15 protein-coding genes and 1 pseudogene are annotated in these 18,482 nt (G+C 40.7%); 6 read left to right on the forward strand and 10 right to left on the reverse strand.

Going from position 1 to position 18,482, the window contains the following annotated elements:
* Window positions 1-3: 3 nt before the first annotated feature.
* Window positions 4-1,342 (reverse strand): annotated as a pseudogene (locus tag CDG61_RS08885) (site-specific integrase).
* Between the two features lie 236 nt (window positions 1,343-1,578).
* Window positions 1,579-1,785, reverse strand: coding sequence for a hypothetical protein (locus CDG61_RS08890; protein ID WP_087551482.1), 207 nt, complete (start codon window positions 1,783-1,785; stop codon window positions 1,579-1,581).
* 110 nt (window positions 1,786-1,895) lie between these two features.
* Here CDG61_RS08890 and CDG61_RS08895 point away from each other — a divergent pair, with 110 nt between their 5' ends.
* Window positions 1,896-2,117 carry a hypothetical protein gene (locus CDG61_RS08895; RefSeq protein ID WP_087551481.1) on the forward strand — a complete coding sequence of 74 codons (222 nt, stop codon included), beginning with the start codon at window positions 1,896-1,898 and terminating at the stop codon, window positions 2,115-2,117.
* Window positions 2,118-2,746: 629 nt separating this feature from the next.
* On the opposite strand, the gene CDG61_RS08905 is transcribed toward CDG61_RS08895, so the two are convergent.
* The 3 genes from CDG61_RS08905 to CDG61_RS08915 all read right to left on the reverse strand — a co-directional run bounded on the left by CDG61_RS08905 (window position 2,747) and on the right by CDG61_RS08915 (window position 7,093).
* Entirely contained in the window at window positions 2,747-4,891 is a 2,145-nt protein-coding gene (locus CDG61_RS08905; protein WP_087551479.1) for a TonB-dependent receptor, read from the reverse strand.
* A 300-nt stretch (window positions 4,892-5,191) separates the two neighbouring features.
* A complete protein-coding gene (locus CDG61_RS08910; protein ID WP_087551478.1) occupies window positions 5,192-5,953 on the reverse strand; it encodes an alpha/beta fold hydrolase in 762 nt (253 codons plus the stop codon).
* A gap of 156 nt (window positions 5,954-6,109) precedes the next feature.
* Window positions 6,110-7,093: a DUF6607 family protein gene (locus CDG61_RS08915; protein WP_087551477.1), complete on the reverse strand. Its 984-nt coding sequence runs from the start codon at window positions 7,091-7,093 to the stop codon at window positions 6,110-6,112.
* Window positions 7,094-7,352: 259 nt separating this feature from the next.
* On the opposite strand from CDG61_RS08915, the gene CDG61_RS08920 reads away from it, so the two are divergent.
* The gene (locus tag CDG61_RS08920) at window positions 7,353-9,284 is read left to right on the forward strand and encodes a TonB-dependent receptor plug domain-containing protein (RefSeq protein ID WP_087551488.1); all 1,932 of its coding nucleotides are present in this window, start codon (window positions 7,353-7,355) and stop codon (window positions 9,282-9,284) included.
* Window positions 9,285-9,327: 43 nt separating this feature from the next.
* Window positions 9,328-10,551, forward strand: coding sequence for an HmuY family protein (locus tag CDG61_RS08925; protein WP_087551476.1), 1,224 nt, complete (start codon window positions 9,328-9,330; stop codon window positions 10,549-10,551).
* Window positions 10,552-10,637: 86 nt separating this feature from the next.
* On the opposite strand, the gene CDG61_RS08930 is transcribed toward CDG61_RS08925, so the two are convergent.
* The 5 genes from CDG61_RS08930 to CDG61_RS08950 all read right to left on the reverse strand — a co-directional run bounded on the left by CDG61_RS08930 (window position 10,638) and on the right by CDG61_RS08950 (window position 14,609).
* Window positions 10,638-11,519, reverse strand: a complete 882-nt coding sequence (locus CDG61_RS08930) for an MBL fold metallo-hydrolase (RefSeq protein WP_087551475.1) — start codon at window positions 11,517-11,519, stop codon at window positions 10,638-10,640.
* A complete protein-coding gene (locus tag CDG61_RS08935; protein ID WP_087551474.1) occupies window positions 11,519-11,938 on the reverse strand; it encodes a DUF6691 family protein in 420 nt (139 codons plus the stop codon). The genes CDG61_RS08930 and CDG61_RS08935 overlap by 1 nt, the downstream gene beginning before the upstream one ends.
* A gap of 1 nt (window position 11,939) precedes the next feature.
* The gene (locus CDG61_RS08940; protein ID WP_087514026.1) at window positions 11,940-12,356 is read right to left on the reverse strand and encodes a YeeE/YedE family protein; all 417 of its coding nucleotides are present in this window, start codon (window positions 12,354-12,356) and stop codon (window positions 11,940-11,942) included.
* A gap of 228 nt (window positions 12,357-12,584) precedes the next feature.
* Window positions 12,585-13,940: a sensor histidine kinase gene (locus tag CDG61_RS08945; protein ID WP_087551473.1), complete on the reverse strand. Its 1,356-nt coding sequence runs from the start codon at window positions 13,938-13,940 to the stop codon at window positions 12,585-12,587.
* The gene (locus CDG61_RS08950; RefSeq protein ID WP_087551472.1) at window positions 13,941-14,609 is read right to left on the reverse strand and encodes a response regulator; all 669 of its coding nucleotides are present in this window, start codon (window positions 14,607-14,609) and stop codon (window positions 13,941-13,943) included. It abuts the gene before it with no gap.
* A gap of 105 nt (window positions 14,610-14,714) precedes the next feature.
* Between CDG61_RS08950 and dsbD the strand changes: the two genes are divergently transcribed.
* The 3 genes from dsbD to dsbG are packed head-to-tail and all read left to right on the forward strand — an operon-like array spanning window position 14,715 to window position 18,319.
* The gene (gene dsbD / locus CDG61_RS08955) at window positions 14,715-16,721 is read left to right on the forward strand and encodes a protein-disulfide reductase DsbD (RefSeq protein ID WP_228199559.1); all 2,007 of its coding nucleotides are present in this window, start codon (window positions 14,715-14,717) and stop codon (window positions 16,719-16,721) included.
* Between the two features lies 1 nt (window position 16,722).
* Complete coding sequence (locus CDG61_RS08960) at window positions 16,723-17,556, forward strand: TlpA disulfide reductase family protein (RefSeq protein WP_087551470.1); 834 nt, start codon at window positions 16,723-16,725, stop codon at window positions 17,554-17,556.
* 1 nt (window position 17,557) lies between these two features.
* Complete coding sequence (dsbG, locus tag CDG61_RS08965; protein WP_087551469.1) at window positions 17,558-18,319, forward strand: thiol:disulfide interchange protein DsbG; 762 nt, start codon at window positions 17,558-17,560, stop codon at window positions 18,317-18,319.
* Window positions 18,320-18,482: the final 163 nt, after the last annotated feature.

Here is an 18,482-nt window from a genome sequence, read left to right on the forward strand (position 1 = left end):
TATTTATATTTTCCATAATTCTTTTGATATACGTTGCAAATTCATGAGGTTAGCACTATCAACAATAAATCTTTTTTGCATAGTAACTTGGCATTATACTGTTAGCGCTCCAACCACCTAAGACACGTAGATCTTCTAGTGCTTTTTTCATAATTTCATCATTGCTTTGATTTAATGGTGATGCACTTTCGTTTCGATATTTTTTTATAGCAAAAGCCAAAGTGATATATGCCCATGTATGACGACATACATGAGGGGTTAACTTCTGAATTGAGTCAATATTTGTATCATCAAAATATACAGGATGTGAAGCCCTAAATGCTTGTTCTATCGTCTTAAAAATTGCATTGATGGATGAGTAGCTTAGTGGAGAGTAGGGTGGTTTAAGTGATGTAAATAAGATATCTGAATTATTGAAATTCCTTATTTTTTCTATGTATAGCATCAAAAATTTATAATCCATACTATCTAGTTTTATAACTCTATAAGATTGCTCATTTTTTATGCTAGGTTTTCTCTGTCTGGAATCATGTTCATCATCTGTATTAGCTATTATGAGACTATATGAATCAGAGTTGAGAGATTTTTTTATTGATCTTTTTGTGAGAAGCATTAGTTCACCAACCCGTAAACCGTAGTTCATCATAAGATGTACCATCAAAAAATTACGAAGTTGATGTGATCTCGTTGAGAATGGATTGTCTATATTTATATTAGCTGTCTGGTCTGGGCGAATAATTTTATAAAGCATAACCACCATTTCATTAGTTAAGCTTTTAAAGTTATGATTAATTTTACTTTTTACAGTTAAACTATATTTAGAAAATTTACTAAAAATCCTTTTTTTGTTTAATAAGAACAAATCTATTTTTTTCCTACGATTTGTTAACTCTTTGATTGTAATATCTTGATAACGGATGTTCCAATATTCATCTAAAAGATACACGAAATATTTAAACAATGACCTCAAACGCTGTGTAATGGTCATATAGTTAGCATCTACATTTGATCTAAGTCGAATCAAATTTATTTCTAATTTTTTATTATTTTCTAAGAAAACAATAAAGTTATCGATTTCATTCAAAAAAATCTCAGGTTCATATTTGGAAGATAAAAATGACTCACAGAACAAAGTTGAATATTTCTGATGCCAAAACTCATACCAAAACTTTAGTGCCAGCATATCTGATTGTTGTGTGGCAAAACTTTGAAATCTCAGGACAGTCGTAGAATAGAGTAAAGGATAGAGACAAGGTACTGTAGCTGAAGCATCAAACAATAGAACTATGTGATTTTGATTTGAATACTTTTTTGAAAGTTTAATTGTTTTTACGACAAACATTCTAAGTGCCAAGAACTTTATGAAGTAAATAGAATATAAACATAAGTGAACTGAATGTGAAATATTATTTTATATAAGTGATTGATTTTAGGTTAAACAAAGAGGTCTATGAACTTAAAGTATCATGTACTCAATTTAACATAATAGTTACGTTATGCGACATTCAAGCAAATTAAAAAGAGCCTCGAAAGGGCTCTTTTTTGTTCAGTTAATACTCAATATCTAAATAAATCACACTAATCAGCTTTTTTTATTTCCTCGATATATTTTGTTACATCTTTTGAGGTTATGCCATTTAAGTGCTTATAAATCAAAGCATTGATAATGTCCGCTTCTTCGATTCGTTCTTTTGTTTCAATGATCATGTCAATTGATTTGTCTTTGATCAATTCAACAAATTCGCCTCTAACTCTATATGCCTTTGATAAATCTGCCTTTTTCATTCTTTCTCCGTATCAGCATTATCTGTAACGGCATTATTGTGTCATGCATTGATACATTACGTGTAATGTTGTAGAGTTGCTTCATTAGAATTACGTGTAATTTCATTACAATGAGCACTGAACAAGCATTCGAAATCGTTTCCAAGATCATTTTTGATGATGCAGTCCAACTGATTGTAGGTGGCAATCCTGCTTACGATTCTGAACGAGTTCTTTTTCACATTGAAAATGTCATGGGGCGGTGGGGCTATAAGTCTGCTGTTGTCACTGAATACTGTGATTCATTAAAAGAAGAAAACGACATCATGCGTGAAATGGGGATTGAGGAATGATTAATAATTCGATCAAAAAACAATCAATACCACAGGTTTGTTCGTGGGGGATGGGATTTCTGGACACCCCCATTAATAAGATGCCGGTAAAGAAATATGAGCAGGCACGTATATAAATCAACTTTGTACAACAGAAATAAAGGCGTACTCACCAAAACTGATTTTGAGTTCATGAGAGAGCTACTGGAGAGACAGTTAGTTCAGTTACAGCAGTTAGATCGTCACGATGAAATAGATCAATTGAAACAGTTGTTCATCAGACTTGATCACCAGATTCAACGGATGTGAGCGCAGGATTTCGGCATAACGTATATTATGTTACTTAACATACTCGAGGTCTTAAATATAATTTCCAAGATTTAAGACCTCGAGGTGTAGCAACAACTGAGGTTGTTCAGGCTACACTCTTTGATATGTTATTTAACATAATATACATTATACGCAATTGCGTATATTAAACCTTTGTTTCTAAAAACTTTTTCCACATAACTAAAATCAAGTGCCACCAACTGAGCCACTGGAACTTTACGGCTAACGTCAAGTTCGAACAGCAACTGAGTTTATAAACTCAGAGCTTTATAATTAAGTTCAATCCGCAATCCATCCAAGCAGGCAGGCTTTTAAAATGTCTAAAACTCTTTGGTTACTCTTAAGCCTGCACTCCAGTTCAACCCATCCGCAGGTTCATAAAACCGCCCATTTGAATCATTGACTATAACTGAGCCAATATAATTTTCATCAAACAGATTATCTATACGAACAAATGTCCGCACTTTCCAGTCCTGTTCTTTCCAGGTATATCCTGCGTTTACACTGGCAGCTGTAAATGATGGTGTAGACTCTTTATTTGTATCATTGACATAAATACGATCCATATATTGCAGATCAAAGCCCGCATCCAATCCTGTGTCAGGCTTCCAGCCTAAAGAAAAATAAGCCTGATTTTCAGCTACACCAGGTATTTTATTTCCCTTTCTGACAGTTTTATCCAGTGTTTTGCCTGGAATCTCTGCATCGAATTGTGCATCAAGCCAACTATAGCTCACACTGGCATTCAAAGAATGCCATAGATTTTTATTCCATGAAAATTCAAAACCCTGTCTTTTGGTTTTATCTGCATTTTTAAATGTATTCCGACCGTTGTTTGCATCGGCAGACACAATATCGTCTTTCGTTTCAGTACTGAAAACTGCCGCGGTAATATCACCATAGACAGTATCTGACTTAACCCCAAACTCGAAATTGTCACTGACAGATGGTTTTAAGGCGAAGTTAATTCCTGAAGTCCCAACAGCTGGATATGCCATTTCAGTAAAAGTTGGCGTTTCAAATCCTTTTGCATAACTGATATATGAACTGAGTGTCGGAGTTATTGACCAGTTAAATGCAACTGATGGTAATACTTTCTGATAGTCAGTCTTACCGCTGTCATCATTGTTGTTTTTCTCAGGATTACTATCAGATTTAATATAGTGATCACGTGATTCATAATGAACATTACTGTATCTTAATCCACCATCAACCCGTAAATTTTCTAAAAACTGCCAGGATGCCTGTAAATATGGATCAAGATTCCATAAGGTGTTGGTTTCATTTCTGCGCAAATCACCTTTCATACCAAAATGATGCTGACTGTTAAAGTTGTTATATCCCTGGCGGTCTTCATACATAGCATCAAATGTAAGTCCCGCAATAAACTGAGTACCAGGTAAAGCGTCCTTAAGTGTCCATCTCAAATCACTTCCATAAAAATCACGTTTAAAATCAATTACACCGCCTGCATGTCGGTTATCAAGCTGTGGTGCCTCTGGAATCGACTGATACTGTGTCACGTGACGCTGCCCGTAGTACGCCATTGCATAAAGCGACTGAAGATCTGTCAGTTTTTTATCCAGGTGAATGCCCAATTGTGTCTGATCTATCTCTTTTCGGACATTATATTTAGGATCAGCTATAGCCTGCTTTGGGTTTTCTTTCCACTGCTCATAAGTTAATCCCTGGGGATCATTTGCCTGAATATTAACGCTGTTTACAATAAAATTTATGATGGAATCATTCTGAGTTTTCCATGTCAGTTTAGCATTACTCAATACTTTCTCTGCTTCACTGTGATCCCGAAAACCATCCGTATCAAAATAGGAAGAACTGATGATATAAGATGGTTCACCCACCCGATCAGCTCCACCCTGTAAAATCAAGTCTGCCCTGTTTTTATGATGACTGCCTGCAGCATAACCCAGTTCCAGCGAGTCTTTTCCCTGCCCTTGCTTTGTTGTTGCCAGGATTGTTCCACCCGATGAATTACCATAAAGAGAAGAAGAAGGTCCTCCCAGTACTTCAAGATGACTCAGACTACTCAGGTCAATACTGGAAGTCTGTCCTTGTCCATCAGGCATCGTAGCTGGAATTCCATCCACATATAAACGAATCCCTCTGACACCAAATGTAGACCTGGCACCAAAACCACGCATGGAAATCTGTAGATCCTGGGCATAGTTTTCACGATTATTCAGCTGTAATCCGGGTACACCTTTGAGTACTTCAGAAAGGTTGACACCCATGCTTTGCGTATTTTCAGGTGCATCGACACGATAAACAGATGCAGATGTATCAAGGAAACCAGTATCCGTTCTCGTTGCCTGATATTTCAAAACCGGCAGCATATTTTCAGGGGGAATATTTATATCAGTGTCAGCATAGAGTTGTTGAGTGATACAGACCGTCAATAGCAACAGAGTCAGATGTTTTTCATGATTGAATCTTTTTCTTTGCATTTTGCTCTCCGGACGGTGCCTTAACCAATGAAATATTTCCATACTGAATTTTAGAAAAATTTTGTGAAATATATCACCCTTTAATTTTATACCTCCTGCTTTATATGGAACAGTTGTTTTGAGTTATCAGTAAAATTTGTTTGTATTTATATAAATAATTTTATGCAATCATCACGCTATTATTCATCCAGGCTATTACGGAGAAGGAAAATAATAATAAGAACTAATATCTACGGGTATATCTGGTTCAGTACAGCTCTATTCTTCCTTTTAGCAGGAAGAAAGAGCCTGTAAACCGCATTATTGTAGATAGTTCTTAAGTATCTGAATGACCTGTTCAGTTTTTTCGGCATGAAGCCAGTGTCCGGCTTGCTCAATCACGACCGTCTCTGCTTCTGGAAACTGTGCAGCTATAGTATCCCTGTGTTCAGTTTTACTGATGTAGGGAGAGTTTCCTCCCTTTAAAAATAATGCAGATGACTGCCATGCAGAGATATCCTGCCAACCGAGAATGTCCTGATAATGCTTAAATATTGCATCCAGATTAAATTGCCATCCTCCTTTTATGAAAGATTTCATTAGAAAAAGGATCACCATTTCTTCATTCAGATACTGTTTCATAATCTCAGTTGCCTGCTGACGGGTTTCTGGTGCGGCATTCTGAACGGCAAACAATGCTTTAAAAATCTGTTCATGGTGGCTTTCACGATACGCAAATGGTGCCATATCCAGTACTGCAAGCTGCTCCAGCCGAGTGCCTGCCAGTTCAGTCATTTTCATGGCAATTTTCCCACCCATGGAATGACCAATGACAGAAAAGCGATCAATATTCAGGGAATCCAGCGTTTCAACAACATCTTTGGACATATCTGCATAACTGATGTCAGATGAATGTTCTGATTTACCATGATTTCTGACATCTATCTGAACAACGGTGTGAGTCTCCTGAAAAGCGCGCGCAAGCATGCCAAGATTACTCAGACTGCCAAACAGACCATGAATAAAAACCAGTGTTTTCGCATCAGGCTGATCTGCCTTGTGAATGTTATGGTGAAGTATCATTTAAGCATCCATATCCAACTGTTATTGTATATATTGAATATGTCCCGATCTTTTATCAATTCAGATGTACTGTTTTTATGTGAGTTTTATATATTTCAGAGCGATGGAATTTTAGAAACACCATCGCTCCTGTATTACATTATGACATCCAGGTGATCAGTTCAGCTTTCCTTTCACCAGTTGCTGATTCAAAAGCTGATTTGTCTGAACCTGTAATTCTTCCGCTTTCAGATTTTTCCCAACATTCTGTTTCGCCTGATCATTAAAATAGCTGTAATGTGCTTTTTCACCATCTTCAGCATATTTTAAAGCAACAGATGTGTTCTGATCGAATGCTTTCTGCCAGCTTGCTTTCACAGCCTGCCAGTAATTTTTGTTTTTAGACCAGTAGTCGTATGCCGGTTTAAAGTCATATCCTTTGATCTGGCTGTACTGGTTCACACCCAGCTCACGCGCCAGTGTTGTTTTAGTTTTGGTGTCAAATTTGACATTATCCTGCTCATGTACCCATCCATTTGCACTTAATACATGACGGTTAACCCCAATAATGACATCATAATCATCGCGGGTAGTATGTTCACGCCGTGGCAGCGGACGATAGGTTTCAGCCGAAGTCCATGCTGTTACACCATTGTCAGTTGACCATTCCCCTAGCCCTGCATAACGTGGTGAATCATCAATCTGCCACACAGTTTGCAGCCATTTACCTTTACTCTGCTCAGGTGTCAGTGCAATGCTTTTCCATTCATAATTGCCAGCATAAGACCACATTTTTTTCGGTTCAAATTCCCAGTCCTGTCTCCAGTGTTTCACCACATGTCCTTCATCCACCAGAATGTGCTGCAGTGAAATACGTGATGGCGTATTTTCAAGAACAATGACCGTTTCATGACCACTGCTCAGATCATTTTTTTTAATTTCATAACCCGGTTTCAGTGAATACAGCTCTTCAAAACGGAAGTTGACTTTATATTCCCCTGCCATTTTCAGAATGGCTTCTTTTGCCTGAGCCTGGCTTAACTGCTGATGAGTCGATGCCGGCAATACACTTTGCAGTTCTGCAGGCTGTAATTGTGCAAAAGCAGATGATGCCCCTATTACAGAACTCAGCATTAATCCATAAAGCAAAGTTGATTTCATTTTTTATCCTTCCAATACAACGTTACGATTCTTTGTTTTACTGTTTATGTAACCAGAAAATGCTTACAAAACTCACGAAAATAAAACAAACCGACAAGTATTGTAAATTATTATGATAATCATTACTATTTGCAAACAGTAATTTTTATCATTTGGTTGCGGTTTAATGAATCATCATGTTGTGCGACAAGGAAAGCGTTCTGGTTTTAAACTTTCCCCTGTCGCTGTAGGTTTAGCCAGCTGTCTTTCTCTTTTTGTCATGGACACTTATGCCAGGGAAGTTCCGACCCTGGATACGATTGTGGTTACAGGTACGAGAACAGAAAAGCGTTTACTGGATACTCCTGTTCGCACAGAAGTCATTACCCAACAGGAACTTCAGAGAACAAATGCCATTACCCTGCGTGATGCTGTTGAAAATATTCCAGGGATTCAGCTCCGTGAAATTCATGGAAAGTCAGGCTTTGAAGTTTCACTTCAGGGACTCAGCAGTGATCAGGTTCTGGTTCTGTTGAATGGACTGCCTTTAGCAGCAAGTACTGGATCTACAGTAGATCTGGATCAGTATCTTATTGGGGATATTGAACGCATTGAGGTAGTGAAAGGCGCAACATCAGCACAGTATGGTTCCTCTGCCATGGGCGGTGTGATCAATATCATTACAAAATCTGTTCAGGATGGACTGGCAGTTTCAGGGCAGGTCGATCTGGGCAGTTATGGCAAGCAGAATGCCAATGGAAAATCTGTTTCAGTCAATAATCATCACGAAAAACTGCAGATTGATGCTTCAAATGGAGAGTTTAAAGGTCGTATAGCGGCTGAACAGTTCAGAACAGATGGATTTTCTGAAAATCCGGACAATTACCCATTACGTGGAGATATTTCAAAGCGTCAACAGATCAGTGTTTATGGTGCATGGCAACCCTCAGACCAGTTCATGGGCTGGATTGATCTGAACTATTATGATGAATCTGATGAACAAAAAAGCCTGAATTTTGTTCCTCCATTTTATCTTCAGCAGCATAAAACTGAAGATATTGAGAGACAGCGCATTTCCGCTGGGAGCCAGATTAAATTATCAGAAAAAATCAGTGTCGATCTGAAAGCACTGCATGAAAGCTATGATACTCAGTCACGTCAGACTACAGATGGTTATCTTTCTGCCCTGCGTAATTCTGAGCAGGAAAACAATCATTTTACAGCACAGATGGATCTAGCTGAGTGGTACAAACAGAAATGGCAGTTCGGTGTGGACTGGCATGAAGAAAAATTACAGCAAAGTAATAACGGTAAGTTTGAAATGCAAGGCGGTGAAGTCTCAAGAGACCGCTATGAACTTTTTGCTCAGAATGATATTCAGTGGAATGAACGCCTGAATGTTGTAGCCGGACTTCGTGTTCAGGATGATCAGGATTTTGGTTCACATTCTGCATTTAAACTCAGTGCTAAATACCGTTTATTTGAAAATCAAAGTTTTTTAAGTGATTTAAGAGCGAGTTTTGGTCAGGGATATAGAGTTCCTAATTTAAAGGAAAGATTTTATTCATTCGATCATAGTCACTTAGGCTATTACGTTATCGGTAATGAAAATCTGAAACCTGAATCTTCTGATTCCTATCAGATCGGGATTAATGCTGTTTCAAACAATAAATGGAATGCTGAGGTCAACTTTTTCCTGAATGATATTCAGGACCTGATCCAGACGGATTATCAGAATTCCACGATTGTGGATGGCATAACCCGCTATACCTATAACAATGTTGCAAAAGCCAAAACCCAGGGCGTTGAACTTTCAGCTGAATACCACATTACTCCTGACTGGAGTGTAACGGGTGGCTATACCTATACCGAAGCAAAAGATAAAACCACCGGACTTTTTATTACCCGTCGACCTGAACATATTGCACGACTGGGCAGCAATTTCAGTCTGAATGATGCCCTGAGCACCAGTCTCAGACTGCGTTATCAAAGTGATGAATATGCAGACAGTGCCAACCAGAACCAGTCCCCTGACTGGCTGACTGTTGATACTCAGTTTGACTATAAGTTTTCCCCTCGTATCAGTGTATTTGCTGGCATCGATAATATTTTTGATGAGCAGCGGGACTTTGAATCTTCTACAGATTTCAGACCCATTGCAGGTCGCTACGCCTATACGGGCTTGCGCTTTAACTGGGACACCGATTTTTAACACCACACTTTAAATTCAATCAAATAATATCAAGGATATTCAAATGAAAACGTTTACCTTAAAAAAACTGGTAGCGCTCTGCACTGTTTCACTGTTTCTCACAGCATGTGGCGGCGGAGGTGGTAGTGATTCTACGGGCAGCACAACTCCCCCTGCACAAAATACAGACCTGTTTACGGCTAAAGCTAAAAAATGGACGATCGTTCCAGCTGCAAATCAAAGTTACTGTTATGATATTGATACTCAGAAAGAAATTGATTGTGCCGTGGCTGACTGGGATCTTAAATTTGCTATGGGTACCCGAACTCCTTCACTGTTCACCAACAGCGGTGTCAGTGGCAGTGGTTCAGGCGGTGCTCTTTACTCGCCGTTCAATGCAACCTGGACTGATCTTTTAAAAGAAAAAGATGCGACTCAAGGTGGTGCAATTCCTGATGCTGCATGGATTAAAGATGCATACAGCAATGCTTTTATGGACACAGCTTCTGGGAAAATGTCGAGTTTCTTCGAATATGATCTCTTTGGTGACCATCGTATGTCGCCAAATTTCAAAGTGTTTTTACTGACAACTGATAAAACTTCGACCAGTGTAACAGGGACTGCGGAAAAACCTGTATTTGCATTACAGATTGTCAATTATTATCAGGGCACAGCATCGGGTTATATGACGCTTCGTTATATGGATACACGTACACAGGAAGTGAAAAATCTGACTGTAAATGCGACCTCAGCCTGGCAGTATATTGATTTAAGTACCGGCACTTACTCAAATAAAGCTGATGGCAACTGGCAGATTGCATTTAACCGCTATAATGTACAGCTGAATACGACTGCAGGCAGTCAGGTTGTTGCTCAACCTGCAGGTTTTTATGATGAAAATAATGCTGTTGTTCTTACGAAATTTAAAGACAGTAATGCATTCAGTGACACATTAGCTGACCTTAAAAATGCAGTAAATGCAACAGGAATCAAATGGACCAGCAACAGTATTACGTCCTTACTGAATCCGACATTCCAGGGTACTTATCCTGCCAAGCTCAGTTATGGCTGGTATAACTATTACCCAACTTTGCAGGCAGCACAAGCAGATGGCTTACAGGCAGCACATATGCTAAAAGCCAATCCTGACCAGGCGACCATTATCAAAGGAAACACTGGTAAAAGTTATGCACGTATGCACCTGGCTGATCTGAGTTATGCAGATCCTTCAAGCAATGCCAGTCAGACCACGTGGACCTTTGAATTTGATATTCAACCTGCGAAATAAATAAAAAGGGAACCAGCAAGGTTCCCTTTTTTCTCCATGCCAGACATTCATTCAGAAATGAATAAATAATCATGCAATATAAAAATCTATTTTTCTGCTCTGAAGTAATTCAGCGGTATTTTCAGATAAGAAATACCATTACTTTCTGGTGCAGGAAATTTACCTGCATCCATATTGATCTGTATGGCTGGTAAAATCAGTTTAGGCATCGCCAGCGTTGCATCGCGGCGGTTTCGCATTTCGACAAAACTGTGTTTATCAATCCCCTGATGCACATGAATATTGTTTTCTTTCTGCGTCTGAATGTCAGTTTCGCAAATAAATGTCTGCCGCCCTTCAGGCAAATAGTCATGACACAAAAATACCCGCGTTGAATCAGGTAAATGAAACAGTTGCTGAACTGAATCATACAGCATAGCCGCACTGCCCTTTGGAAAATCACATCGTGCAGTTCCATAGTCCGGCATGAACAGCGTATCACCTACAAACACGGCGTTACCGACCACATAGCTCAGACAGGCAGGTGTATGACCAGGCGTTGGAATGTTATAAGCATCCATCTGACCTATTTGAAAGTGCTCATGATCCTGAAATAAATAATCAAAAGACTGATGTGCATTAAAATATTTCAGATCAAGATGATAGATACCGCAGAAGGTTTCCTGAACCGTGGCAATGTGATGGCTCATTGCAATTTTTCCACCCAGTTTCTCTTTGAGATACTGTGAAGCGGTCAGATGATCTGCATGCACATGAGTTTCCAGTATCCATTCAACGCTTAGGCTATTTTGTTGAATAAAACTGATGATTTTATCTGCCTGAACAGTCGAGACTGTTGCAGATGCAGCATCATAATCAAGCACACTGTCAATGACTGCACACTTTGCAGTCTGCTCATCCACAACGACATAACTGAAGGTATTGGTCTGCTCATCAAAAAAATACTGTACCCGTGGAATCACGCTCATTAACCAGCTCCTGCAACCTTACGGTGGATCAGTACACCTGCAAACATGGCAACAATAAAATATAATGCCTCATAATGACCAAGACCAATCAATGTAAATGCTGGTGCAGGACAGATTCCCGCGATCCCCCACCCGATACCAAAAAGCAGACTGCCTGTAATCAGGCGTGAATCAATACTTGTGTTTGCAGGTAAATCAATTTTTTCATCGTATACAGTTTGAGCAGCTGGACTCCTCACCGCTTTCTGGAATGGAATAAAAGCTACTGCAATCGCTCCCATCATCACAAAAGCCAGGCTTGCATCCCACTGCCCGAAAATATCGAGGAAATCAATCACCTTTTGAGGATTGGACATTCCAGAGAGCATTAACCCTACAGAGAACAACCCACCAAATAAAAAAGCAAAGACATTTTTCATTTTAGAATGCTCCTGTAATATGACGGACGATATACACTGCAACAAAGCCTGCAAACATAAATGTCAGCGTAGCTACAATGGAGCGCACAGATAATCTGCTCATGCCACAGATACCATGTCCACTGGTACAGCCAGATCCCAGACGGGTACCAAAACCCACCAGTAAGCCTGCGATAATCATCATGAGTGGACTGGCGGTCAGTACAATTTCTGGTTTTAGCACAGCACCATAAATAAACGGCACAGTAAACAGACCTGCAAGAAACCATAAAGCAGGCGTTTTAAAGATTGTCTGAGGATTCAGCACCTGACCGATCAGTCCACTGATACCCGCAATACGACCATTCACATACAGATAACCCGTCACCGCAATACCCAGTAACGAACCTCCCAGAAAAGCGAGCAGAAAGTCGTGCATAAGACAGAATCCAAAAAACAATATATGTTTTTATAATATATAATATCAATTATTAATCAAGCCGAATTTTGCAACAACCTGTTCCAACATCATCAGGACTTACAGAATATCAGACAGTGTTCAATCAGATACATCCCCATGATTTTAAATTAAATATCGAAGAAAATAATGACTGTGTCATTACATTGAACTGCATGATTGCAGATCAGCAGCAATCTTCAGCTCAATTTATGCATTAAATTTCAATATCACCACTAAACCCTGAGGATCATTTTTTTTCAGAATCAGTTCATGTCCTGCCTGTTTCATCAGTTCATGTGTCAGTGCCAGCCCTATACCATATCCCTGACTCTGCGATGACTTTCGCCAGAAACGATGTGTCGCGACCCGCAATTCCTCATCTGACAGCCCAACACCAGTATCAGCAATATATAAACTGTCATTCTGCATATAGATCTGTATCGGCTCCAGACTCTGAGCATGTTTTATGCTGTTTTCCAGCACATTACGGATAATCATTGTCAGCGCATCTGAACTGAAACGTACATTCACCAGGCTTTCCCAGTTCACCTGAATGACTGGAAGCAGATCGGGGTTTCTGGAAAACTCGGTCATAACGGATTCAATCACCGTCTTCAGGCTGACCTGTTCCATATATAACTGAGGCTGATGCTCGGTCTGGCTTAACAGCAACAACTGTTCAAGGAACTGTCGATAACGCTCAATGTTCTGTTCAGCTTCCTGCAGATTACTGATTAATCCTGCACTGCTATGTTCCTGAACAGCAATCATTCTGCTTAGCTGTACATGTGTTTTGATCGCTGTTAATGGACTTCTCAGCTCATGCGAAGCAAAAGCACTCAGATTTTTTTCATTTTCCAGACTGTCATGCAGGCGATGAACCAGATCAACCATGGCTGACACAAAAGGTTCGATTTCCTGAGGTAAATGACGGGTCTGCAACTGATGCAGGTACTGAAGCTCCTGATTGACCTTGCCATCCAGCGAACTTAAGTGTGAAGTGATCCGATCAATAGGCTGAAACTCTAGACGGATCATCCATAAAATCAGGGAAATACAGATGATCAGCGTCAACAGTAAAGGCAACAGAACTGAACTCAGCACTTCGTACAGCAACATGCTTCGGGTATGCATGCGTTCTGCGGAAACCACCTGGAGTTCTCCTTTCTGCAGAACGTAACTGCGCCACTCAACACCCTGATCTGTCCATGTACTGAACCCCTGTTTACGGTGAATCATACTGTCAGGCGCACCACGTGTACGTGCAACGATCTCTTTACCAATCGCAACATCAGAACTGAAAATAGAAACCTCACAGGCAATCAGATTGTTCTGATTTATTTCTGAGACAGCAGGCTCGACTTCCTGTTTCAGCTGATCAAGTGGCATCTGATTCAGTAAACGGGCAACCATATGTGCAGAAGCTGAGAGTCTGTTATCCAGTGTCTGATTCATTTTTTTATTCAGGCTGAGATAAAGCCATCCAAAGGCAATGATCCAGATCAATATAAAACTGAGAGTCACGGTCAGAACCAGACGCCACTTAAGGCTGTATCTTTTCATTCAGGCTCCATCGGCAGGTTTAAACAGGTAACCCACACCTCTGACGGTCTGAATGAAATCGGCACCGATTTTCTGTCTCAGATGAAAGACATGTACATTCAGCGCATTGCTTTCAATATTTTCCTGAAACCCATAAACCTTATCAATCAGTTCTTCATTTTTAAGGACATGATTTGGATGCATCATCAGGACTTCAAGCAGTACATATTCACGGCGTGGCAAATTCAGTTCAGTCTGATTTAAAAAGACCTGTTGAGATGCACGATCCAGTTTTAATGCACCAGACTCAATCGTATTGGATGCATAACCACGATGACGCCGTGCCAGTGCATGTATCCGGGCAATCAGTTCTTCCAGTTCAAAAGGTTTGGTCAGGTAGTCATCTGCGCCATGATTTAAAGCTTCTACACATTGCTCAGTCTGGTTTCTTGCGGTCAGAACCAGTACTGGAACATGAATCTGCTTCTCACGCCATTTTTTCAGCAGAACCAGACCGTCCTGATCGGGCAATCCCAGATCAAGCAGACATAAATCCACGGCTGTATGCTGTATATAGTAATCTGCATCTTTTGCAGTACTGACATGCTCTACAGCTATTTTAAAATGCTCAAGCGTATTGCAGATACTTTTTGCAATAAAGGGATCATCTTCAACCAAAAGAACAAACATAGAAGCTCCTGTATCTGGCTCTATATTACAAACAAATACATGTGTTAATGTTCTCTTAATGCATTTCCAGGGATAATTGACCTAAATAAAATGAATTCAGGAATCATGAACCGTTCTTTTTACGCATCTGTTTCAGTTTTACTTTTGTCTGTATTCGGTATGCAGGCACAGGCTCAAAGTAATTTTCTCCCACCCGATCAGGCATTTCACTTTTCAGCTCAGTCTGTCAGTGAAACTGAAGCTGAACTGTCCTGGGATGTAGCGCCACACTATTATCTTTACCATGATCAGTTCAAAGTCATGGTCGGGCAGAAACCGGTCAAGCTGAAACTCCCTGCAGGTAAACAGAAAAATGACCCGACATTTGGACTGACCAATGTCCATTACAACCATGTCAGTATTCAGCTCAAAGTAAAACCGAATACAAGCTACCTTGTACTATGGCAAGGATGTTCTGAAGATGGTCTCTGTTATCCTCTGCAGCGTAAAACCATTCAGACCGATGCGTCAGGGCTCTTACCACAGCAGCAGTCATCTACGACAGCTAAACTGCTGAATCAGTCCCGCAGTACTGAACTGTTCAATACCAGCCAGAATTCAATTGACCGTGTTGAAACCGAAGTTGCTCAGAATAAGCCAGAACCAGCCGTTCAGAAAAAACAGGCAACGGAACTGACAGACAGCTCGGATTCAGTACAGGCTACCCCAGAAGCACTGACTGCAGTACCAGCTTCCGCAGCCAATGAAATAAAAGGTTCTGAAGCAACTGCTGAGTCAGAATCAACTGTTAATGCTGTGACTGAACCACAGACCGATGCATCTGTAAAACCTGTGGATAGTGAATTAAGAGATCAGCTGAATAATGATCAGCTGTTTTTCAGTTTCCTGAAACAGGATCAGTTGCTGGTTAATCTGCTCATATTTTTTATTTTAGGGATTCTGCTGGCATTTTTACCCTGTTCGTTACCACTGATTCCTATTCTTTCAGGCATTATTCTTCAGAGAGCTTCCGGTTATAAAGCTGCGATTATTGCGCTGAGCTTTATTGTCAGTATGGCACTGGTCTATAGCCTGATGGGTATCGTGGTGGCAGAAATCGGTTACAGCTTCCAGCGATGGTTCCAGAGCCCTGTTGTGATTACGCTGTTTGCTGTGCTTTTTGTTATTTTTGCACTGAATCTGTTTGGGCTGTATCAGCTGACCCTGCCACAACCCATTATGCAGAAACTGGGTAATCTACAGAACCGGCAGAAAGGCGGAAGCATTTTAAGCGCTGCGGTGATGGGTGCACTTTCAGCCCTGATTGTTGGACCATGTATGAGCGCACCGCTTGCAGGTGCCTTACTGTTCGTCTCTCAGTCCCACAGTGCCACTATGGGTGGGCTGTACCTGTTTATTATGGGTATGGGGATGGGACTTCCGCTGTTTATTGTCAGTGTATTTGGCTCACATCTGTTGCCACAGCCTGGAATATGGATGGACCGTCTGAAAGCCTGCTTCGGTTTTATCATGCTGATGGTTGCCTTGTATTTCATCCGTCCAATGTTCAACCTTTCTGTTTATCATCTTCTGTTTGCTCTGCTGGCTATTGGACTGTCTATATATCTGCTGCTGAGTATCCGGCATGTCAGTCATAAAACAGGCAAAGCCATTACTGTTGTCTGTGCTGTACTGACCCTTATGGCAGGTATCTGGCAGGCTCGCCTCGCACTCGATGAAACTCAGACTGCCTACCATACCGAAGAACTGCAGAAATGGCATAAAGTCTCAACTGAGCAGGAACTGCAAAATACAATCCTGCAGCTGAAAAAACTGAATAAGCCGATTGTGATTGATGTCTATGCCGACTGGTGTGTCGCCTGTCAGCCAATTGAGCAGCAGGTGTTTCCTCGGGCAGATGTTCAGCTGGCACTGAAAGATTTCAGTCTGATTAAACTGGATCTGACTCAGTACAATGCTTCTCAGGATAATATTCTGAAGAAATGGGAAATACTCGGTCCACCAACCTTACTGATACTGGACTCACAGGCACAGGAAATCCGCCAGTTACGTCTGACCGGTACATTTTCAGCAAAATTGCTGATCAAACAGCTCCAGCAGGTAAATCACTGATATGTTCAGCGCTCAGGCTATACATCTCGGTATGTTTATCATTCCCTGGACACTTATTATCGGTCTTGTATCACTGCTGTTTTCACTGTTGATTGCTGCCCGTATCAAAAACCGCTTTCAGCTGAGTGAAGACCAGTGGTCTCAGTTGAAAGACAGTATCTGGACTGCAATTCTTGTGGGCTTATGTACGGCACGCATCGGTTTTGTACTGCTGAACCATGATCTGTATCTTTCTCATCCCTTACAGATGATTCAGATACAGGACAAAGGCTTTAATGTCTGGATAGGTACGGCTTGTGCCACTGGCTGGATGATCTGGAAAAATCGTCGTACATCACGTGCTTTTCTCATGATTTTTATGGCTGTACTCATTACATCAGTGACCGCCGGTCAATACACCATTCATCAGGTACAGAAGCAGCAACAGCAGTTTCCACAGATCACACTGATGGGACTGGATCAAAAAAGCTACAGTCTGGATCAGTTCTATGGAAAACCTGTAGTCATCAACCTCTGGGCAAGCTGGTGTCCGCCATGTCACCGTGAAATGCCTGTCCTTGAAAAAGCACAGACTGACTACCCCGATGTGCAGTTTGTCATGATCAACCAAAGCGAAAGTGCTCAGACCGTTCAGCAGTATCTACAGAAAAACCAGCTGAGTTTTCAGCACATGCTGATGGACCCTTCGGCTGAAACAGCCTATGAGACAGGCATGTACGGCTTACCCAGCACACTGTTCTACAACGCTCAGGGTGAACTGAAAGAAACACATATGGGTGAAATCAGTCCTGCGGTTCTCAGACAGAAGTTAAACAGTATTATTGAGGAGAAATAAAATGGAATTACTGTCCAGACGTTTAAAACAGTTGATCACAGTCAGCCTTTTCAGCACAGTTTCCTGTTACAGCCTTGCGGATACAACTACTATTCAGAAAAAACTGGAAAGTGAAGGCTATAAATTTATTCAACCGATTGATGCCCCTGCAGGAATGAAAGGCTGGGCAGGACACATGGATAAGAACCCATCTACTGTGTTTATTTCAAATGATGGAAAATATTATATTGTGGGTGATCTGTTTGACCGTGATGGCAACAACCTGACTGTCAATGCACTGGAAAAGCATGTCAAAAATGCCGTGCTGGATGAGGTCTGGGAAGACCTGGAAAAATCCACCTGGATTCAGGATGGAAAAACCTCTGCTCCTAAAACCGTTTATGTATTTTCTGATCCGAACTGCCCTTATTGCCACGCCTTCTGGCAACAGGCACGTCCATGGGTCAATTCTGGAAAAGTACAGTTAAAGCATATCCTGGTCGGTGTTATCCGCCCTGAAAGTAAAGGACAGTCTGCGACTTTACTGAACACTGCAGATGCTGCTGAATATTTCAAAAAATTTAATGAAGCCAATGGCAAACTGAAGATCAAAGAAATGAAACCTGTTCCCGCAAAACTGTCAGAACAGCTCGATGCAAATACCGCTATGATGGAGAAATATGGCTTCTTCGCAACGCCTGCCATTATCTGGAAAGACAGTCAGGGTGTCTTTAAAAGCCAGCAAGGTATGCCTAAAAATATTAAGGAAATTATGGAACAGTAATTTCTCCAGGAAAACAGTATCAGCTCCGTAAGAGGAAAAATATACCGCAGTTCTCTTACGGAGTCTGACCTTACTATACTTACAATAAAATCATAACGTTGCATAAATCACATAGTTTTTGTGTCATTCATACATTAAAGTACCTGAAAATTATATCGCTGTA

It is taken from the genome of Acinetobacter sp. WCHAc010052, from assembly GCF_002165295.2.
Classification (GTDB): Bacteria; Pseudomonadota; Gammaproteobacteria; order Pseudomonadales; family Moraxellaceae; genus Acinetobacter; species Acinetobacter chinensis.